Origin of the sequence: Actinocrinis puniceicyclus (assembly GCF_018283645.1) — a bacterium.
Classification (GTDB): Bacteria; Actinomycetota; Actinomycetes; order Streptomycetales; family Catenulisporaceae; genus Actinocrinis; species Actinocrinis puniceicyclus.
The window spans coordinates 1-21,378 of record NZ_JAGSXH010000100.1 but is presented as its reverse complement, the minus strand read 5'-3'; the positions used below and the strand labels follow the sequence as shown (position 1 = coordinate 21,378).

16 protein-coding genes are annotated in these 21,378 nt (G+C 69.4%); 14 read left to right on the top strand and 2 right to left on the bottom strand.

All coding sequences use genetic code 11. The features are described from left to right. From KGA66_RS22215 to KGA66_RS22155, 14 genes are all read left to right on the top strand, one after another. The coding region (locus KGA66_RS22215) for an ABC transporter permease (RefSeq protein WP_211470200.1) at nt 1–1,335 on the top strand (1,335 nt) is incomplete at its 5' end. A 12-nt stretch (nt 1,336–1,347) separates the two neighbouring features. Then, complete coding sequence (locus KGA66_RS22210; protein WP_211470198.1) at nt 1,348–4,101, top strand: bifunctional YncE family protein/alkaline phosphatase family protein; 2,754 nt, start codon at nt 1,348–1,350, stop codon at nt 4,099–4,101. A 405-nt stretch (nt 4,102–4,506) separates the two neighbouring features. Next, nucleotides 4,507–5,679, top strand: a complete 1,173-nt coding sequence (locus KGA66_RS22205) for an SGNH/GDSL hydrolase family protein (RefSeq protein WP_246508281.1) — start codon at nt 4,507–4,509, stop codon at nt 5,677–5,679. 171 nt (nt 5,680–5,850) lie between these two features. Then, the gene (locus KGA66_RS22200; protein ID WP_211470194.1) at nt 5,851–7,290 is read left to right on the top strand and encodes an MFS transporter; all 1,440 of its coding nucleotides are present in this window, start codon (nt 5,851–5,853) and stop codon (nt 7,288–7,290) included. A gap of 22 nt (nt 7,291–7,312) precedes the next feature. After that, a complete protein-coding gene (locus KGA66_RS31170) occupies nt 7,313–7,435 on the top strand; it encodes a hypothetical protein (RefSeq protein ID WP_281416747.1) in 123 nt (40 codons plus the stop codon). Between the two features lie 161 nt (nt 7,436–7,596). Further along, nucleotides 7,597–8,763 carry an ATP-grasp domain-containing protein gene (locus tag KGA66_RS22195; RefSeq protein WP_211470192.1) on the top strand — a complete coding sequence of 389 codons (1,167 nt, stop codon included), beginning with the start codon at nt 7,597–7,599 and terminating at the stop codon, nt 8,761–8,763. Nucleotides 8,764–8,891: 128 nt separating this feature from the next. Then, the gene (locus KGA66_RS22190; protein ID WP_211470190.1) at nt 8,892–10,106 is read left to right on the top strand and encodes an ATP-grasp domain-containing protein; all 1,215 of its coding nucleotides are present in this window, start codon (nt 8,892–8,894) and stop codon (nt 10,104–10,106) included. A gap of 129 nt (nt 10,107–10,235) precedes the next feature. Then, nucleotides 10,236–10,505: a hypothetical protein gene (locus tag KGA66_RS22185; RefSeq protein WP_211470188.1), complete on the top strand. Its 270-nt coding sequence runs from the start codon at nt 10,236–10,238 to the stop codon at nt 10,503–10,505. A 17-nt stretch (nt 10,506–10,522) separates the two neighbouring features. Further along, nucleotides 10,523–11,986, top strand: coding sequence for a radical SAM protein (locus KGA66_RS22180; protein ID WP_211470186.1), 1,464 nt, complete (start codon nt 10,523–10,525; stop codon nt 11,984–11,986). 3 nt (nt 11,987–11,989) lie between these two features. Further along, a complete protein-coding gene (locus KGA66_RS22175) occupies nt 11,990–13,519 on the top strand; it encodes a radical SAM/SPASM domain-containing protein (protein WP_211470184.1) in 1,530 nt (509 codons plus the stop codon). Nucleotides 13,520–13,662: 143 nt separating this feature from the next. After that, nucleotides 13,663–15,228, top strand: coding sequence for a phospholipase D-like domain-containing protein (locus tag KGA66_RS22170; protein WP_211470182.1), 1,566 nt, complete (start codon nt 13,663–13,665; stop codon nt 15,226–15,228). Nucleotides 15,229–15,569: 341 nt separating this feature from the next. Next, complete coding sequence (locus KGA66_RS22165; protein ID WP_369015937.1) at nt 15,570–16,934, top strand: ammonium transporter; 1,365 nt, start codon at nt 15,570–15,572, stop codon at nt 16,932–16,934. Nucleotides 16,935–17,332: 398 nt separating this feature from the next. Further along, a complete protein-coding gene (locus KGA66_RS31815; RefSeq protein ID WP_211470180.1) occupies nt 17,333–17,692 on the top strand; it encodes a transposase in 360 nt (119 codons plus the stop codon). Between the two features lie 822 nt (nt 17,693–18,514). Continuing rightward, on the top strand, nt 18,515–19,621 hold the full coding sequence (locus KGA66_RS22155) for a helix-turn-helix transcriptional regulator (protein ID WP_211470178.1): 1,107 nt from the start codon (nt 18,515–18,517) through the stop codon (nt 19,619–19,621). A 107-nt stretch (nt 19,622–19,728) separates the two neighbouring features. Here the strand turns inward: KGA66_RS22155 and KGA66_RS22150 are convergent, their stop codons facing one another. Both KGA66_RS22150 and KGA66_RS22145 read right to left on the bottom strand, forming a co-directional pair. Continuing rightward, a complete protein-coding gene (locus KGA66_RS22150) occupies nt 19,729–20,478 on the bottom strand; it encodes an SDR family oxidoreductase (protein WP_211470176.1) in 750 nt (249 codons plus the stop codon). 110 nt (nt 20,479–20,588) lie between these two features. Continuing rightward, nucleotides 20,589–21,212 carry a LysE family translocator gene (locus KGA66_RS22145; protein WP_211470174.1) on the bottom strand — a complete coding sequence of 208 codons (624 nt, stop codon included), beginning with the start codon at nt 21,210–21,212 and terminating at the stop codon, nt 20,589–20,591. Nucleotides 21,213–21,378: the final 166 nt, after the last annotated feature.

The window sequence follows — 21,378 nt, the reverse complement described above, 5'->3', positions numbered from 1 at the left end:
GCCCAGGCCCGGCCCGCGGCCGCCCGCCCGGTCCCGGTGGCGCGCGCGTACCGGTTCGAGCTGGTCAAGCTGTTCTCGCCGTGGCGATTGCGCCTGCTGATTCTCGCCTGCTGGGTCGGCCCCGCGCTGTTCGTCGTGGGGGTCAGCCGGCAGAGCAATCTGCCCTCGGACACCCTCTTCGGGCGCTGGATGCACACCACCGGCTGGGCCGGACCGCTCGTGCTGCTCGGCTTCTGCGGCACCTGGGCGCTGCCGCTGCTCACCTCGCTGGTGGCCGGCGACGTGTTCGCGTCCGAAGACCGGCTCGGCACCTGGCGGCACCTGCTGGTCGCGGTGCGCTCGCACCGGCGGATCTTCGCGGCGAAGGCGATGGCGAGCCTGACCGTCATCCTGCTGCTCATGCTCGGGCTGGTCGCCTCCGGCGTGGCCGGCGGACTGCTCGCGGTCGGCGACAAGCCGCTGATCGGGCTCGACGGGCACACGCTCGCGCCCGGGGACGCCGCGGGCAAGGTCCTGCTCGCCTGGGCCTGCGCGCTCGCCCCGACCCTCGCCCTCGCCGCCATCGGCCTGCTCGGGTCCGTCGCCTTCGGCCGCTCGCCGATGGGTCTGCTGCTGCCGGTGCTCGCCGCCCTCGCGATGCAGTCCGCGCAGATGCTGCCGCTGCCCGTCGCCGTGCGCCTGGCCCTGCCCGGTTACGCCTTCATCGCGTGGAACGGCCTGTTCGCGCAGCCGCAACAACTCAGCCCCCTGCTGATCGGCGTCGGCGTCAGCCTGGCGTGGGCGCTCGTCGCGACCGCGCTGGCCTACCTGCTGTTCCTGCGGCGCGACTTCACCAACCCGAGCAACGACGGGACCGGTCGCAGACTTCTGGCGGTCGGCCTCCTGCCGCCGGCCGCACTGCTCGCCGCGACGATCGGGGTCCTCGCCGTCTCGACCGGGGCCACCGGCTCCGGGATCGATCAGGACAAGGTGCAGCGGTCGCTCGCGACGGCGTTCGGTCATCTCTACCGGCTGCAGGAGCAGCAGTTGCACCGTCCGCCGGTCACCGAGGCGCAACTGCGGACCGCGGCCTCGTGCAGCAAGAGCGACGGGCTGACCACGGCCGAAGGCCCCGGCAACGACTGGCGCTGCACGGTCTCCTGGCACGTCCCTGGCGTCGCGATCACTGGTTCAGCGATCTACCAGCTCGATGTCACGGCGAACGGGCGGTACATCGCCGACGGCGATGGGCCGAAGGAAGTGAACGGCTACTTCCTGGTTCGCACCCCGGACGGGGATGAACCGAACCCGCTGTGGCAGTTCGACGGCAACGTCGACCTGCTCCCTTCTCACTAAAGGAAGAACTCAATGCAGGTAACGCGCCGCAGACGGCCGCTCGGGAAGGGCCTCGATCTTCCCGGCGGCCGCAGTGGCCGACGGCGCCTCGCCAAGGTCGGTGTGGCATCGATCGCGCTGGTGCTCACGGGCACCACCTTCGGCTCGGCGTCGACGCAGCAGTTCGGCACCCAGCAGGTCCCTCAGATCACTGACAAGGGCCAGGTCCTTCCCAGCGACCAGTACATCAACCCGATCGGCGACCGGCTGGTCATCAACCAGGGCAAGATCATGGCCTCCTCGGTCAGCCCGGACGGCACGCATCTGGCCGCCCTGGTCGCCGACGGCGGGGTCGCGATGGTCATCGTCGACCTCAGGACCTGGCAGGTCCGGCAGGTCATCGGCAAGTCCACCACGGCCGACCTGAAGATCAGCGGGAACGACGTGGGCCAGGCCGGCCCGTCCTACTCGCCCGACGGCAAGACGCTGTGGCTGGGCCGCGCCGACGGCTACACCAGGTTCACGGTGAACTCCGACGGCACCGTCGCCAACCCGGTCGACGTCGCGATCCCGGCTCAGGGCACTGAGCGCGCGCTCTCGGCCCAGGCGGTGTTCTCCGCGGACGGCTCCACCGTGTACGCGGCCGTCAACGGCCAGAACCGCGTGGTGGCCATCGACGCGGCGACCGGCGCGATCGAGCGCAGTTGGAACGTGGGCAACGCCCCGCGCGACATGGTCGTGGTCGGCGGCAAGATCTATGTCGGCGACGAGGGCGGCCGCACGGCCGTCGCCGGCGACTCCACGCTGAACTCGTACGGCACGCAGGTGCCGGCCAGCCAGTTCACCGGTTCCACCACCTCCGGCACCGTGAGCGTCATCGACCCGGCGAACCCGGCGGCGGCGGTCGCGAACATCAACGTCGGCCTGCATCCCACCGCCCTGTACGCCAAGGGCTCGACGCTGTTCGTGGCCAACACGAACAGCGACACGGTCTCGATCATCGACACGGCTGCGAACCGCGTCGTGCAGACGATCTCGACGCAGCCGTGGCCCGAGGCCGCGATCGGTTACGAGCCCGACGCGATCACCCTGACCGGCGACGGCCACCTGCTGGTCACGCTGGGCCGGGCCAACGCGGTGGCGGTCTACCGCTACACCTCGGCGCGGCAGCCGGTCAGCTACGTGGGCCTGCTGCCCACGGACTACTTCCCGGCCGAGATCACCAGCACCGGCAACCAGGTGCTGGTCGCGAACACCCGCGGGATCGACGCCCTGCGCACCCCCGCGCCGTACGCCGCCGGGCACAACACCCACGACACCACCTCCAGCCTGCAGAAGTTCACGCTGCCGGACGACCACGTGATCCGCGAATACACGAAGAAGGTCTTCCAGTACGACGGCTGGACGAAGAACTCGGTGAAGTACGCCACGGGCCGCGGCGACAGGCGGCCGACCCCGGTCCCGCAGCGGATCGGCGACCCCTCGACGATCAAGCACGTCTTCCTGATCGTCAAGGAGAACCGGACCTACGACCAGGTCTTCGGCGACGACCCGCGCGGCAACGGCGACCCGGCGCTGACCCAGTTCGGCGCGGCCGTCACGCCGAACCAGCACGCCATGGAGCAGCAGTTCGGGCTCTACGACAACACCTATGACGTCGGCACGAACTCCGCGGAGGGACACAACTGGCTGATGCAGGCCGACGACCCGGAGTACACCGAGTCCTCGGCCGGCGAGTATCAGCGCAGTTATGACACCGAGGACGACGCGCTGGGCCACCAGGCGTCCGGGTTCCTGTGGACCGGCGCCGAGGCGGCGGGCAAGTCGGTGCGCGACTTCGGCGAGTTCCAGCAGTTCCTGACCAAGCCGTCGGACGCGAGCTGGCAGAACCTCTACTGCGACGCGAAGAACATGGCCGCGACCGGCGCCACCACGGCCTACCCGCTGCTGTCCTCCTCGCCGATCCCGTCGCTGAACGACGTCTCGGTGCCCGGGTATCCGAAGTTCGACACCTCGGTGCCGGACATCTACCGTGAGCAGATCTGGCAGAAGGACTTCCAGCAGCACGGTCCGGCCGGTCTGAACATGTTCTGGCTCTCCAGCGACCACACCGGCGGCCCGCCCAACCCGGCCGCCCAGGTCGCCGACAACGACCTCGCGGTCGGCCAGATCGTGGACACCATCTCGCACAGCAAGTACTGGAAGGACTCGGCGATCTTCGTCGTCGAGGACGACTCGCAGGCCGGCCTCGACCACGTGGACGGGCACCGGGCCCCGATCCAGATCATCAGCCCCTGGGCCCAGCGCGGCGTCGTCGACGACCACTACTACTCGCAGATCACGATGGTCCGCACCATCGAGCAGATCCTCGGGATCCACCCGATGAACCAGCTCGACGCCGCGGCCACGCCGATGACCGGCGCGTTCACCTCGAAGCCCGACTACGCGCCGTTCAACGCGGTGCCGAATCAGACTTCGCTGACGCTGGGCCTGTCGACGCAGCCGTCCTGCGGCTCGGACACCGTCGCGTCGAAGTTCGCGGCGCTCCAGCCGTCCACCGCGGTGCCCGCGGCCGAGAAGCAGGTGGCGGCCCAGTGGCAGGCGTGGCTGGCCCAGCAGCACACCACCGGCTCCAACGCCACGCCGGACTACGCCAACCCCGAGCAGATGAACCACCTCACCTGGTACCAGACGAGCGACTGGAAGAAGCCCTACCCGGGCGAGAGCAGGATCTACGCTCCCGACCAGGTGCCCGGAGCCTTCATCCCGTCCGCGGATTCCAACTGACGCGGGCTGACGCCAACTGACGCCAACTGACGCCGGCTCGTCCCGGCGGGTGCCGGTGACCATCCGGCCCTGACAAAGTTCCACCGAGACGCTCGGCCGGATGATCCGGCCGAGCGTCTCGCGCTGGCGCCGTTCCGATCGCCGGGATGTCACCGCCTGATATCAGGTTATTCCAACCAAGATCGCGCTTCGACCAGTGCCGAACCCCGGCGCGCAGTGAAACGCTCGGCAAAGGATTGGTAGTGCCTCTGGCTCACCGCATCGACCGGTGTCAGCGTGTGTGGCGCGCCACACGCTGCCCAGCACAGGCGCATCCACATCCTGTCGGCTCCCACAAGAGGGACACCAATGCGTCGGTTCGGCCGATCCTCGCGGATCCTGCTCGCCCTGACCACAGTCGGGTCGATGACCACCGCGGGCCTCATCGCATCCACCCCAGCGGCACTCGCGGACGGACCCGGATCGGGGACGCCGTGGGTGGTCAGCGTCGGCGACTCCTACATCTCCGGGGAGGCCGGCCGCTGGGCCGGCAACACCAACATGGGCGAAAGCCACATCGACGCCCTCGGATCCACCGCGTACTACGACAACGCCGCGGACACCGCGGAACTGATCGCCCGCTGCCACCGCTCGCACTCCGCGGAGATCTATCTCGGCGGCGGCGTCAACGGAGTCGACTTCGCCTGCTCGGGCGCGAAGACCTCGACCTTCTGGGACTCCAGCGACAACTTCAAGCCAGGCCTCGACTTCTACAACGACGGCGGTGGCGACCTCGGCCAGGCCCTGATGCTGCAGAATTTCGCCGCGACGCACAACGTGACGATGATCGCGGTGTCCATCGGGGGCAACAACTTCAACTTCGGGTCCATCGTCCAAACCTGCGTCGAGGACTTCCTCGTCTCGCCCTCCTGGTGGCCGGCGTACTGCAGCCACGACTCCTCGGTCACCGGCAACTTCTCCAGCGGCAACGTCTCCACCCAGGTCGGCGCGATCGTCGGGGCGCTGCGCAACATCCATCAGGCGATGGCGAACGACGGCTACGCGGACTCGATGTACAAGATCGTCGTGCAGGACTACCCGGACCCGATCCCGAACAGCACCGGCTTTCGCTACTCGCAGTCCGGCTACACCCGGCAGTCCACGGGCGGGTGCGGCTTCTGGAACACCGACGCGAACTGGGCCAACTCCACCGCGCTGCCGACGATCGACAACGCGGTGTTCAGCGCCGCCGCCGGCAGCGGCCTGAGCAACGTCGTCACGCTGCAACTGAGCTCCGCCTTCAACGGCAGGCGCCTGTGTGAGAACACCGTCGGCCTGCTCGAGGAGGAGAACCTGAACAGCTGGACCGATCCCGGCGCGCAGAACGCCACGGAGTGGATCAACCAGATCCGCACCGTCTCCACGATCGGCAGCGACTACTACATCCAGGAATCGCTGCACCCGAACTACTGGGGCCAGCTCGCCCTGCGCAACTGCGTGCGGCAGGCATACAACAACGGCTCCGTACGCGGCGGCACCTGCAACATCGCCGGCACCGGGCTGGACGGCCTCGGCGAACCCCTGATGTACCTGCACTGATCCTTTCCGGTTCGCGCGGAAACAGCCGCGCGAGAGCACGGCGGCGTTGCCCCGGGGCGTCCCCGGGGCAACGCCGCCGCCGGATGCGGGCCGTCGGGTGCGGGATCCGAAGGGCCGTGAGACCGCTTGCGCGTGTTGTCCAGCTCAACATTCTGAATTACTCTCGGCTGCATGCCGCACGCGGACGATCAGAAACGCGCACGGCTGCCCGGCCCGAGGACGGCGCGCGGCCCGGACGATCCCGTGATGATCAGGGTGCTGATCGCCAAGGGGCGGATGTTCAGCGGGCTGGAGCCCGGTCTGCGGGCGGTGATCCTGCTCTCCTTCGTCGTCGCCCTCGGCAGCTACATGGTCACGCCGTTCGTCGGCGTGCTCTTGGTCAAGGTCGTCGGCCTGGACATCCGAGTCGCCGGGAGCCTGGTGGCCGTCGCGACCTTCATCCAGTTCGGCGGCAGCATCCTGGGCAGCCCGGTCGCCAGGCGGTTCGGGCTGAAGCGAACGATGGTCTTCGCGCTCCTGCTGCGCACCTGCGGCCTCGCCCTGCTGGGCCTGGCCGTGCGGGCCCCGTGGGTCGCGTATCCGGCCGTGGTCCTGGTCGCGGGTGGTCCGGCGCTGTACCTCCCGGCGAACAAGGCATACGTCGTCACCCGCGTCCGCGACGCACAGCGCCCGTTCTTCCTCGCGGTGAGCAGCGCGGCTCTGAACGCCGGCATGGGACTGGGTCCGCTGTTGGCCGCCTTCCTGATCGCCGCCGATCCCACCGCACTGCTCGTCGGGCTGGCCGTCTTCTTCGCGGTGATCACCGCGGCACATCAATTCACGCTCGGCGCGCAGGTCAGCCGCCGACCCGAACCGAATCCCGAACCGAATCCGGAACCGAACGCGAACGCGAACGCGGCGAGGGCTGCGATCGCGGACACTGACACGGACGCGGCGAAGGACGCGAAGCCCTCGGCGGACAGACTCAGGGGTCTGCGCGGTGCGCTTCGCCCCGTGCTCTTCAACACCCTGGCTTTCTACCTCTACTTCTTCTTCCAGAGCTTCATCGGCCTGTACGCCGCCGAGAAATCCGACATCCGGGCCCTCGGCTGGGTGATGCTGCTCAACTGCGCCATGGTGGCGCTGCTACAGCCCCCGCTGGCGCGGCGGATCGCGCGGTCCGACTACCGCCTGCTGGTGGTCGGCTCGTTCGCGCTGATGATGCTCGGCACAGGCACGATCGCGCTGGGGCGCACCCCGGCCATGCTGGCAGGAACAGCCCTGTTCACGACGGGCGAGATCCTGCTGTTCCTCAGATGCGATCTCGAACTCGTCGATCGGGTGCCGGACAACCCGACCCTCGCCTTCGGCATCGGGCGATTGACGGCGGGCATCGGCGGCCTGGCGTCCGGGGTGGTGGGCGGATTCGTCTTCACCCACTACCAGGCGGCCGGTGAGATCGACGCGTTCTGGATCGTGGTGGCGGCGCAGTGCGCGGCCGCCGCGGTCTCGGCGCTGTTCTTCGCAGGCGGGCGGCGCTCGCGGGCGCCTGCTGAACCGGCGTTGCCGCAGCCGGCAGCCGGTTGTGGTGCCGGTTCCGGAGCCGACCCGGCGCAGCTGATGATCCCCTGACAGAGATGGAATACGCGTTCCGGTGAAGGCCGCCGAGGCGACGCATCTCGGCTTCGAACGGCCCGACGAGCCGAGCTCGCAGCCGCGCGAGGGTGTCAAGGCCCTGCGCACCGGCCGGCCGGCCGCGTGCCGCGTTGACAGCTGATCGCGTTCTAGGCGAGATTTGGCTTGTCATCGCCGGAACGCATGTAAGGCGTCTGTTGCCGGGTGGTCCACCGGGGACCGGTGTGATCATCATCGACGTTCTTACCGCCGAACACGTGGAGTCGCCGTGCATCTCAGGACGCGAACGCAGAGGAACGACCCGTGACCCTCGTGATCCTCGGCGCGAATCCACCCACGGCGCGCGCGGCCGCGACGTTGGACTGCGACGTGATCCACGTACAGCTGCCCGACGCTGAGCCGCTCGACCCGGCCAGCCGGGAGACCTCGACGGTGTTCACCGCCGACTTCAAGGACCCCCTTGCGTTCTTCCCCTTCGTCGACGAGTTCATCAGACCCCGCTCGCCCGCCGCGATCGTCTCGATCACCGAGTTCGGGATGGAGCCGGCGGCGGTGGCGGCGGAGCGCCTCGGCGTGACGGGCGTGGCATCGGACGTGGTCAGAGCCACCCGCGACAAGCTGAAGATGCGAGAGGCCCTGGAGTGTAAGGCACCGCATCTCAACCCGCTGTTCGCGAGGGGGGACGACCCGGCCGCCGTGTCCCGCCTGTTCGCCGACGGCGCCGCGGTGGTGGCCAAGCCGGTGGACGGCGGCGGCAGCAAGGATGTGATCCTGCTGGGCCGGCCCGCCGACCTGCCGCCGGATCGCAGAAGCGCCGCCACCCTGCTGGAACGGTTCGCCGGCGGCCTGGAGTTCAGCGTCGAGGGCTTGTCGCTGAACGGACGGCACACGTTCGTGGGCATAGCCGAGAAGGGCACCTCGGACCGGTTCGTCGAGATGAGCCACCTGATGCCGCCGCTGTCACTCGACAGCCGGCGACAGCGGCTGGTGGAGCGGGCCGTCGCGGAACTCCTCGACGCCATCGCACTGACCGACGGTCCCAGCCACACCGAGGTCAAGGTGGACGGCGACGAGGTCGTCATCATCGAGACCCACACCCGCCTCGGCGGAGACGGCATCGCCGAACTGGTGGAACTGACCACCGGCGTCGAATGGCGGCGGGCGGCCGTGGGGTGGGCGGTCGGCGCCGGGCTGCGGCGACGGCAGGCCACCGCCGCGGCGGCGGCCACCGTGTTCATCACCGCACCACCCGGACGCGTGACGGCGGTGGCGCCGCAGCCGGTGCTCACCCATGGTTCCATCGTGCAGTGGGACGTGACCGTGCAGCCCGGGGACGAGGTACCACCGATCCTGTCCTCCTTCGACCGGCTTGGCATGGCCACCCTGACCGCCGCAAGCCCGGGCGAATGCGCTGCGGCGATAGCCGAATTCAGGGCCTTGACGATTGTGACCACCCAGGCTGCCGACTGAGCCGGTTCGGTTCGTCCGCGGGGTACCGTGCGTGTCGCGTTTCCTCCCGTCCCGGGAAGCGGGCCGGCACCCGGACCACCGGCCGCTCGCCGGCCGCAGGCAACGTGAACACCTGAAGGGGTACGGTTATGCGACACGTTCTGATCTTCGCCAAGAGTCCGTACGGCAAGACCCCGTACGACAAGTGGCTGGCCGGCTGCGGGATCGAGCCGATCATCGTGGCCTCCTCGGAGCACGTCGAGGGCTACGCGCATCTCGAGCACGTGTACGGGTTCGATGACTACGAGACGAATCAGCTTGTCGAGAAGACGGCGCTGCGACTGGCCCGCGCCCATGCGGTCGTCGCCGTCTTCGCCCGGGCCGAGACGGACGTGCTGCGGGCGGCGCGGCTGCGAGAGTTGTTGGGCCTGCCGGGGCAGCACACCGCGAGCGCGCTCGCGTTCCGCGACAAGGTCGTGATGAAGGACCACCTCGCCGGCGGCCCGGTGGAGCTGCCCGCCTACCGACGCCTCGACTGCGCCTATACGGCCCTTGAGTTCATCGCGGAGCACGGCTACCCCGTGGTGATCAAGCCGGTGGCCGAGTCCGGCTCGCTGGGCACGGCCGTCATCCGCGACGAAGCCGAACTGGACGCGTATCTCGCCCGGCCCTGGCCCGGGGACAGTGAAATCGAAAGCTTCGTCCCGGGGGAGATGTACCACATCGACGGGCTCGTCGCGAACGGCGAGACGGTCTTCCTGCAACCCTCCCGGTACATCAACAGCGCCCTGTCGTTCCGCACGAATGACTGGGTCGCCAGCGTGCCGTTGGCCCCCGGGGAACCGGCATACAACCGCCTGATCGAGGTGTCGCACGCGATCGTGGCGCGATTGCCGACCCCGCTGAACACCGTGATCCACCTGGAAGTGTGGATCACGCCGGACGACCGGCTGGTCTTCTGCGAGATCGCGAGCCGCACCGGGGGCGGGATCATCGGCTCCATGATCCGGCACGCCTTCGGGGTCGACCTGGACAAGGAGTGGCTCCGTCTGGAGTGCGGCCTTCCCTCGGCACTCGACGCCCACGTCTATCGTCCCGCCGCGGGGTTGAGCATTCCGCCGTCGCACGGCGTGCTCGAGCGACTGCCCGTCGGCGAGGAACCGGAGGGCATCCTGGAGGCGTCGCTGAGCGGAGCGGTCGGGCAGGAGTTCCACGGGGGCGTCAAGTCCGGAGCGTTCCTGGCCGGATACATCGTCGGCGCGCCCGCCCACGAGGACCTCGTCCCGCGACTGGAGAAGGTCGCCGCGTGGTTCTACGAGCGCACGCTCTGGCGCCCCGTGGGGTCACCCGCGGCGGGCCGATAGGGGGGCTCGAAGCATCAACACCCGCCACTGCGCGCACACTGTTCCCTTGGATTCAATCGCCTATCAGCTCAATACATTGTTCGGCTTCGCCAGCGGTAACAAATCTGATCCGTATATTCGAACACTCATTTGACCGACCCCGAACGCGTGGTTAGCATCGAAGAACTCGAAGAAAAAAATCTTTGGGAGGAAACCATGCGCAAGTCGGATCTGGAGAAGATGCGCCGGCCCGGAGCGGAGCTCGGCGGGACCATCGCGGGCACGATCGGCGGGACGATCGCCGGCACCATAGGCGGCACCATCGCCGGCACGATCGGCGGCACGATCGCGGGAACCATCGGCGGCACCGCGGCGAGCGGAACCGAGGAGCAGCCGCTCCTGCTCCGGTCGCTCGACTGAGGGCGGAGCGGTTCACAATGGCGACTCGGACGCTGACTCCATCGCGGTACCTGGTGTTCGCCGACGAGCGGGAGGACGGGTTCACGCCCGTCTACCACTCGCTGTTCGGCAACCTCACACTGCTGGACCGGGACGGCAGCCGGTGGCTGCGGGGCCGGTGCGCCGACCGGGAGCCGTCGGCGGAGGCGCTCGCCGAACTGGAGGACCGCTTCTTCCTCGTGCCCGACGACCAGGACGAGCGCGCCGTCATCGAAGCGGCGCGCTCCGACCGGGCGCTCAACGCGAGCTCCGGCTACCTGCTCAAAGGCATCCAGCTGGTGCTCACCAACTCGTGCAATCTCGGCTGTAGCTACTGCTATCAGGACACCCTCGACCCGGTCGGCACGATCAAGCCGCAGTCGGCCGATTCTTCGCAGCGCAAGCCGGTGCTGCTGCCGCTCGCGACGCTGCGGCGCAGTTCGCCGGTGGGCACGATGACCGCCGACACGGCGTGCCGGCTGGTGCGTGCGTCCGCGGAGACGGTCGCGCGGGCCGGCAACGCCCAGCTGTCCGTCGAGTTCTTCGGCGGCGAGCCCATGCTCGCGTGGGACACCGTCGAAGCGGTGCTCACCGAGGTCGGCGCCCAACACGCCGGGGTGCACATCGTCTACAGCATGACCACCAATGCCACCCGGGTGACGCCGCACATCGCGCGGACGCTCGCGGCGGCGCGTGTCACGGTGGCCGTCAGCTACGACGGCGATGGCAACGCCCTGCGTACGACCAAGTCCAAGGCCTCGGCGTCGGCCATGGTCGACAGCGGGCTGCGCATGCTGGCCGACGCCGGCGTGTCGCTGAACCTCAACACCGTCGTGTCGACGAAGAACGCGCCGCAGACCGATCCGGAACTCATCGTCGGCATCGCCACCGAGGTCGGCGCGCGCCAGATCGGTGTGATCCTGGACCTGGATGCCGCGCCGTACGCGGACACCGAGGCCATGGCGGTGGTCATGGACACCGTCCTGGAACTGCGGCGCACCGCCGCGGCGGCGGGCATCGGCGTCACCGGCTACTGGCACCAGGTCTACGAGCAGATGACCGGGCAACTGCCGCTGAACCTGGAGAAGGGCTACAAGACGTGCGCGGCCGAGGGGGCGAAGCTCAGCTTCGAGCCCAACGGCAGCGTCCGTTCCTGCAAGATCGCCGAGGAGCCGTTGCAGGACACCGGCTCGCTCTCCCGGTATCTGAAGTCTGATCTGTACCTCCGGCACGTCGACAAGGCGTTCAAGACCGACGACGCCTGCCACGGCTGCGCCATCGAGGGTTTCTGCTCCGGTCTTTGCGTGGGCACCATCGTCAAGAACACCGGCGACCTCGACGGTGTCGTCGAAGGGGCCTGCGACGTGTATCGGGAGCTGACCCGCCGGCTGGTCGCCGACTGGGCCGACCGGGACGCCGAGCGGATCGTGCTGCCGATGGTGGCCGCGGCCGTAGGAGGCTGACGGGTGGACCAGTCGCTTCGCCTCAGTGTCTCGCCCGACCTGGTCCGCGTGACGCACCGGCGCGGCACCGCCGTCTACCACCGCAAGCTCGGCGGTCTCGTCGTCCTCGACGCAGCCGCCGAGCAGGTGCTGGACGCCTTCGGCGCGGGAGCCGGGGTCGGCGACGTCGTGCGGGCCGCGGCGGCCCAGGTGCGGGCCGACCCGGCGCGTTGCCTGCGCCTGGTCGAACAGCTCGCGCTGCGCGGCTTCCTCGACGAGGGCCACCACCCGGCGCCGCCACCGCCGAACCGGCGCGTCAACGTCGTCCAACTCGTCCTGGTCAACGGATGTAACTTCGGCTGCACATACTGCTTCGAGGGCATCCAGGGCTCCGACCTGACCAAGACCACCGCGGCCGCGACCGCGAAGCGGCAACCGACACCGGTGACGATCGGATCGGCGCCGGATCCGGCCGGCGAGCGCGTCGCGGTGGACCTCCTGGACCCGGTCTACGTGTCCGAGGAGCGCTACCGGTTCCAACGGGACCCGCACAACCGGACCATGAGCCCGGAGGCGGCCGTCGCATACACGCGGCGGGCGCTCGGCGTGGCCCGCTCCGAAGGGGTCGGACAGGTCATGGTGCAGTTCTTCGGCGGGGAGCCGCTGATGAACAAGCCGGCCTGTCTGGCGGTGCTCGACGAGATCGGGTCGGGCCGGGATGAGGGCGTGGCGGTGGAGTACACCGTCGTGACGAACGGTTCGCTGATCACCGACGAGATCGCCGAGGCGTTCGCCCGGCACCGGGTCGGGGTATGCGTGAGCTTCGACGCGCCGAAGAGCGGCGCCCGGCCGCTGAAGAACGGCCGCAGCAGCGAGCCGCTGGTGCTGGCCGGCCTGCGGCGGCTGCGCGTGCACGGCAACCGGGTCGCGATCAACACGGCTCTGTGCAGTTCGACGTTCGACGACGTCGACGAGAGCCTCGTGGACTTCGCCGTGGAGATGGGCGTCGGCGAGATCGGGATCGTCCTGGACCTCGACCCGGGTTTCTACGCCGAGTACGGCGGCGACCGGATCGCGGCCCGGCTGATGGACCTGGTCGGGTACGGCAGGCGGCACGGGGTCGTGGTGACCGGTTATTGGCACCAGATCTTCCAGCTGCTCGCCGGATTCGACGTGGTCGCCGACCGCGGGTTCAAGAACTGTTCCGCGAAGGGCGCCCAGTTCAGCATCGAGCCGAACGGCGAGGTGTTCTCGTGCAAGGCCGGCTCGGGGCATTTCGGGAACATCGAGGCGGGCCGCGCCCTGCTCTCCACACCGGGCTATGAGGCACATGCGGCGCTGCGCTACGACAATCCGGAGTACTGCCGTGGGTGCGCGATCGAAGGCTTCTGCGGCGGGTTGTGCCTCGGACCGCTGGAGAAGCAGCACCTGACGATCGACGCCGTCGAGATCCCCGCCTGCGACACCTACCGCACGGTCACCGAGCAGTTGATCCAGCAGTACGAGGACATACCGGCTCTCCTGCTGGCGACCAGCGGCACGGGTGGTTCCTGACGACGGGTGGTTGCTGATGACGGGCGGCCGCCGACTGTCGTGTTCGCCGGTTACGCCGAGCGAAAGGCGAGGCGGTCCCGGGCGAGCCGCGGCGCGCGCCGACACGCGGGGAATGAAGGCGCCGGATCCGGGCACATGCGGGCGTGGGTGTCGAGCAGTGGTTCCTGAGCCGCGCTGAGCGCGGCAATTCGGCTACTCGCCTGGCGCGGGCCTGGTCCGAGGGCAACGAGGTGCACGCGCTTGTTCACGGCGCGGCTTACTTCGCCGAACTCGTCGCCGCGATCCGCCGGCTGGAGCCGGCCGACCTGCTGCTGTTCACCGACTGGCGCGGCGACCCGGACGAGCGGCTGGACGGCCCCGGGACCGAGGTCTCGCGGATGATCGCGGACGCCGCGCGGCGAGGCGTACTCGTGCGCGGCCTGATCTGGCGTTCCCACCTGGACCGGTTCCAGTTCAGTGAGCAGGAGAACCGGCACCTGGGGGACGAGATCGAGCAGGCGGGCGGCCGATGCCTGCTGGACATGCGGGTGCGCCCCGGTGGCTCGCACCACCAGAAGCTGGTCGTACTGCGCCATCCGGGGCGACCGGAACTGGACGTCGCGTACGTGGGCGGGATCGATCTGTGCCACAGCCGACGCGACGACGAGGAGCACGGCGGCGACCCGCAGCGCCAGCCCATGTCCGCGCGCTACGGGCCGAACCCGCCCTGGCACGACATCCAGCTGGCCGTCCGCGGACCCGCGGTCGGCGACCTCGAAACGGTGTTCCGCGAGCGCTGGGACGACCCGGCCGCGCTCACCGCCAACCCGGTGCACCGCCTGCGCGACAGGCTCCAGCACGAGGACACGAAAGCCGCGCCGCTCCCGCCCCAGCAGCCCGATCCGCCGACCCGCGCGTGTCAGACGGTGCAGGTGCTGCGCACCTATCCCAACCGGATACGCGCGGGTTACCCGTTCGCCCCGCACGGCGAGCGCAGCGTCGCCCGCGGGTATTTCAAGGCTCTGTCCAGGGCGCGCGAACTGATCTATCTTGAGGACCAGTACCTGTGGTCGCGCGACGTCGCCGAGCCGTTCGCCCGGGCGCTCGCCGACAATCCGGCACTACGCCTTATCGCGGTGCTGCCGCGGTTTCCCGATCAGGACGGCCGGCTGAGTCTGCCGCCGAACCTCGTCGGACGGATCGAGGCCATGCGCATGCTCGCCGAGGCCGGGGGAGACCGGGTGGCGGTTTACGGCGTGGAGAACCACGCCGGCGTTCCGGTCTACGTCCACGCCAAGGTCTGCATCATCGACGACGTCTGGGCTTGCGTCGGATCAGACAACCTCAACCGCCGCTCCTGGACCCACGACTCGGAGCTGGCCTGCGCGGTGATGGACCAGCCGGACCCGGGCTCGCACCAGGCGCGCGGCGCGTCGGAGGGTTTCGCCTCGGGCCTGCGCATCGAGCTGGCTCGCGAGCACCTGGACGGACCCGACGAAGAAGAACTAAGCAAGCCGCTTGCCATGTATGACGCCTTCGCCCGGAGCGCGGCGCGACTCGACGCCTGGTACGCGGCCGGGTGCCGAGGTCCACGGCCGCCCGGCCGGCTGCGTACCTACGGCATTCCGTACCTGTCGCGGTGGACGCGGTTGTGGGCGGGTGCGCTCTACCGCGTCGTCTACGATCCAGACGGCCGTCCCGCCGGGCAGCGCCGCAGGCGCGAATACTGATCAAGCCAGGCCGAACCTCCGGCCACGTCATCCCGGTGCCATCCCGGCGTCCGCCCCGCCCCAGTGGCAGAAGCCGCGGACGCGTCATCATGCCCTCGTCGTCCGTGTCCGTGTCCGTGTCCGTGTCCGTGTCCCTGCCCCTGCCCCCGGCGCGGCGGGCCACGAGCATCGCAGGAAGTTGCGTCAAAAAGTCGTAACCTGCGCGTTGCTTTTGTCACATGGACGAAACATCTCGCGCCGTGCGCGGTAACGCTGCGCCGCGATCGTGTCGGAGCACCGCACCACCCCGCCGGCCTTGACGAGAGCCGCACCGACCGAAGGAACCGTAAACCGTGTCAACAGTGGACACCGGCAACACCGCGTGGGTGCTCGCGAGCTCCGCGCTCGTCCTGCTCATGACGCCGGGACTGGCGTTCTTCTACGGCGGCATGGTCCGTTCGAAGAGCGTGCTGAACATGCTGATGATGAATTTCATCTGCATAGCCGTGGTCACCGTGGCGTGGATTCTGTACGGATGGTCCGTGGCTTTCGGTAACGCGAACGACGCGAAAGGCAGCGGCTTCTGGGGCGGTTTGACCCAGTGGGGGATGCACGGCATCGCCACCGGCGCGGGCTCCGGCCACCCGGCCCTCTACGGCTCCAGCGGCGTGCCGATCTTCGCGGTCGCGTGCTTCCAGCTGATGTTCGCCATCATCACGCCCGCGCTGATCTCCGGCGCGATCGCCGACCGCACCAAGTTCGTCGGCTGGACGGTGTACGTGCTCGGCTGGGTGACGTTCATCTACTTCCCGGTCGCGCACTGGGTCTTCTCGCCCAACGGCTTCATCAACGCCAAGCTGCACGTGATGGACTTCGCCGGCGGCACCGCGGTGGAGATCAACTCGGGCGCCGGGGCACTGGCCTGCGCCCTGGTGGTCGGCAAGCGCATCGGCTACAAGAAGGACCCGATGCGGCCGCACAACGTGCCTCTCGTGATGATCGGCGCGGCGCTGCTGTGGTTCGGCTGGTTCGGCTTCAACGCCGGCTCCTCGCTCACCTGCGCCGGCCAAGCCTCGCTGGTGCTCATGAACACGCAGGTCGCCGCCTGCACGGCGCTGCTCGGCTGGCTGGCCGCGGAGAAGATCCAGCACGGCACGTTCACCACCATCGGCGCCGCCTCCGGAGCGGTGGCCGGCATGGTCGCGATCACCCCGGCCTGCGCCTCCGTGTCCCCGATCGGCGCGATCTTCGTCGGCCTGATCGCCGGAATCGTGTGCTGCTACGCGGTGAACCTCAAGCACCGCTTCGATCTCGACGACTCGCTCGACGTCGTGGGCGTGCACCTGGTCGGCGGCATCGTGGGCACCCTGCTGATCGGTCTTTTCGCCGCGCCCGACGAGGTCGCCGCGTTCTCCAACGGCGCGCGCGCCGGGCTGTTCTACGGCGGCGGCCCGCGCCAGCTGCTCGACCAGGCGGCCGGCGCCGGCATCGTGCTCGTGTACACCTTCACGGTCTCGTTCGTGCTGGCAAAGCTGGTACACGCGACGATCGGCCTCAGGGTAGGCGCGGAGGCCGAGATGGTCGGCGTGGACCAGGCCCAGCACGCCGAGACCGCCTACGACTGGGGCGGCCTGTCCGGAACACTGCACCGCGCCGCGGTCGGCGTGGCCACGGCGACCGCACGCGCTCAAGCCCCCGCGACGACACCGGCGAGGGAGCGGCACTAGCCGTTCGCGCCGGCTGGTGAGCGCGCTCCAGTCTCGGGTATGCGGCGGCCTGGCGAAAGGGTCCCAGCGCGCGGGTGCCGCGGCGGTGCCGACCTGGTTGCGCGGCTGGTGGAGCAGCAGGGCGAGGAAGCGACCGTCTCGCGTGAGATCGAAAGGGTGGCGGTGAAGGTGACGGGATCGTCCAGGTCACGGTTCACGCCCAAGCGATCACGATGCCCTGGAGCCTTTGCCTGCTGCACAGTCGTCACCGAGACTGACCGCCAACACCCGCCAGTGCCCGTCCTGACGGGTACGCAACGGGCATGGGGTCAGGGCAGCCAGTGGGAACGACCGGCGGCACCTGGGCGTTTCACGTCGGGTGTCCGTGCTGAGGGTTCGCGGCCGTGTTCTGGTGCGGGGTGTGCGCTGTCGGGTGCGTCGGCTTCAGCCTCGACGACTTCGCCATCGACACCGCCACCGGCACGGTGACCCGCCCCGCCGGGCACAGCGCCGCCCTATCCGCGCCCGGCGGGCACTACCGGCAACGCAGGGCAGCGTTCACCGGGCCGGCCGCCCGCCGCCGCTGGCGTCCCCCGGTAGAACGCGCCGTGGCCTGGATCGTGGCCCACGGCAACCGCCGCGTGCGCTACTACGGCACCATCAAGAACAACGCCCGGCTACACACCCGCGCCGTCGCCCTGAACCTACGCACCCTGATCAACCTCGGACTGCGACGAACCGACGGACACGGGAGCATCGCCGCGACACCCGCGAACTGAAGCGGTCGAGCGGGCAAGCCCGCCCACCACCACACCCACAAGATCTTCAGTGAGCTTCTGGTGTCCCGCGCCGGACATCCGTCGCATGACTCTGCTCGACCTGGCTGCGCGCGTCCGGTCATCCGCGCCCGGCTGGCAAGGCGCCGGAACACCCTCGCGGTGCTCGATCAACGCAGTGGGTCGTCTGTGGGCGTTTCGGCAACGCGGCCAGGCGGGATGCGGGGGCCGATTTTCACGGCGGATTTCCGGCGCGGGACACTAGGCAGTGTTGGGGAATGTATCAAGGCAACGATTCGACCGCCGCTTTGCCCGGAATCGTGATGGCGAATCCGGTCAGCGACGAGCATGGGCGCGCGGCCGGAGCGTGCTCATACCGGTTGTCTGTGGACGTTTCGGCCGTGCGTCCAGGCGAAGTCGATCACCGGATTCGCCCCTTGAGACATTCTCCAACACTGCCTAGGCCGGGCCCGTGACCGGGGCATCGCCGGCGTCACGCGGCGCAGGCGCAAGCCGTCCGGGAAAGTTGCACGAGGGGCCGTTGTGATCCCGGAAGCGGAAGTCGAGCTCGAATACGCTCCGTCGCGCCGCGTGCTACGTCGGCCGAGCCGCGACGTGGCGCGCGATCCACGGGCCGCGTCGGCGTCGCGGCGACGACACGCTGCCCTTCCCGCGAGATAGGTGGGACACTATCTCGGTGTATATGAGTACTGCGCTACTATGAGGCGGAATTAGACTCGGCATTCGGCAACGCCCATGACCGCCGTTTGCGTGGCGGCGCACCGGCGCCATTACGCGAGCACAGAGGAAGAGGGAGCTTGCTTGATGGATTCGCTGGAGGCGGCGGCGTCAGAAGTCCGACACGACGTGCTCGAGGAGTGGCTGGCGACGGTGCCGCGCAGCCTGGGGGACCTGACGCCGGCCGACATCAGGGTGTACCGGCACGCGGTACGCCGTACACGGATCGATCCGAGACAATCCATTCCCGAACTGGGCGTCTCCAGCGCCGAAGTCGCAGCGTCCTGCGAACGGCTGCGCCACGTGTGCCTGCTGGTGCGCGGGACGGGTCGCGGGGACCTGGTGCCCGTATCGCTGGAACTGGCCCGCCGGCGTCTCAACGAGCCGTTGACCAGCGAGATCAAGGCCCGCGAGCAGCGTATCGACGAGAACAACAGGCTGATCAAGGGGCTGGCCGAGCTGTTCACCGACGCGTCCGAGCCGGGCTCCGAGGTGGCCGGCATCGACGTCGTCCAGGACCCGGACAAGGCGCACGAACTGTTGTTCCGTGCCGCGCGCAACTGTACCGAGGAGGCGCTGACCACCCATGTCGGCTCCCAGACCGACGTGGGCCTGCTCGAACAGAGCGCTGAGACCGCCGTGGCGATGCTCTCCCGCCGGGTGCGCCAGCGGATGATCTACCAGCACATCAGCCGCTCCAGCCTCGGTATGCGCTCGTTCATCAGAACCGTGACGCGCTATGGCGGACTGGTGCGCACGACGTCCGAGAGCTTCGAGTCGATAGCCGTCTTCGACCGCAGCACCGCCTTCATCCCCATGGAGCGCAACGGCGTCGCCAGCGGCATCGTGGTGATCACGCACGAGGCCGTGGTGCGCTACCTGTGCCGCGGGTTCGAGCGGCTCTGGTCCGGCGCGATGCCGTTCACCGAGGAACTGGCGACGCACGAGCTGGCCTTGAGGGACAACCGGATGCTGCTGATGCGCCTGATGGCCGCCGGGCTCAAGGACGAGGCGATAGCCAACCGCCTGGGCATCTCGACGCGCACGTGCCGCCGGCACATGGCCGCGCTGCTCGAAGCACTGGGCGCCAGCAGCCGGTTCCAGGCAGGGGTGAAGGCCGGCCAACTCGGTCTGCTGCGCCTGAACGACTCCGCGCAGTCGGGCGCGGGCACCTGGATCAACGCTCACCCGTGAGCTGAACCGCGCAAACGCGGCGGGGCCGCGCCGCGCGGGCCGACCCCGGCCCCGCGGCGCGGCCCCGCCGGCTTCTTCGGCGCGGCGCGCCGCCGGCCGGGCCGCGGTCAGCGCTCGAACAGCGGACCGCGGAACACCTTGTGCTGCGCCGCCTGCGCGAGCGGACGCACGACGAGCTGATCGACGTTGACGTGTTGCGGCAGGCCGACCGCGAGCGCCACGCACTCGGCCACGTCCTCCGCCGAGAGCGGACGGTCGACGTCCGCGTAGACGGCGGCCGCGCGTTCGGCGTCGCCGCGGAAGCGGTTGAGCGAGAACTCGTCGGTGCGAACCATGCCCGGCGCGATCTCGATCACCCGCACCGGCTTGCCGCACAGCTCAAGCCGCAGCGTCTCCGTGAGGGCGTGCTGCGCGTGCTTGGCCGCGCTGTACCCCGCCCCGCCTTCGTAGTTCACGAAGGCGGCGGTCGAGGTGATGTTCACGACGGTGCCGCCGCCCCCGGCCGCCAGCTGCGGTAACAGCGACTGAACGACGTGCAGCGTACCCAGAACGTTCACCGAGAACATCGCCGCCCAGTCGGACGGCTCGCCCGTGGCGACCGGATCGGCTCCGAGCGCGCCGCCGGCGCTGTTGACCAGCACGTCGCAGGACTCGATGCCCTGCGCGAACTCCCGCACGCTCGACGGATCCGTGACGTCCACGCGCGCCGCCCGGCCGCCGATGCGCTCGGCCAGTGCGTCGAGCCGGTCCACCCGGCGGGCCGCGAGCACGACGTGGTAGCCGTCCTTCGCCAGCCGCGCGGCGGTGGCCGCTCCGATTCCGCTGCTTGCTCCGGTTACTACGGCGACCCGAGCCATGAGTCGAGACCTTTCATCTCATTCGATCATCCGAGACTGCCTTCGTGCTGCGCCTGCTCGGCGCCGGTTGCCACGTCGCGCCGCGACCTGCGGCCGTCGCGCTCGGCGGGTCAGTCGGTGGCGATCCGTACCGCGAGCGCGGTGAGCACCCCTCCCATCAAGTAGCGCTGGGCGCGCATCCAGGCACGGTGCTCGCTGAGGAAGCGGGCGACCGAGCCCGCCGTGAGGACGATCAGGGCATTGATGGTCATCGCGATGGTGATCTGGGTGAGGCCGAGCACCAGGATCTGACCCGCCACGTGCCCCCGCGCGGAGTCCACGAACTGCGGCAGCAGCGAGACGTAGAGTACCGCGATCTTCGGATTGAGCAGGTTGGTGACCAGCCCCATCGTGAACAGCCGGCGCGGCGGATCGGGCGAGAGCTGCTTGGGCTCGAAGGTGGAGGCCCCGCCCGGCTTGACCGCGTTCCAGGCCAGGTACAGCAGGTAGACGGCGCCGGCGATCTTGAGCGCCTCGTAGACCGGCGGGACCAGCGCGAAGAGTGTGGCGATGCCGGCCGTCGCGGCGGCGAGGTACACCAGGAAGCCCAGGCCCACGCCGAGCAGCGAGATCAGGCCCGCGCGCCAGCCCTGGGTGATGGATCGCGACACCAGGTAGATCATGTTCGGCCCCGGGGTGAGCACAAGGCCGAGAGCGACGCCGGCGATAGCCAGCAGGGCGGACTGACTGACCACGGATGACCTCCCTCGGCGTGCGCGAAGGCTCGCGAACGCGTACACGGACGGTTCGGGCGCGCCGCCCGTCCCGCCCTTTCGGGCTACCCGGAGGATACCGGTGCGGCGCCCGGTGCGGCCAAGTATGACAGAACGCTGGCAACCCGGCCGGTGTGCGCCGTGCGGA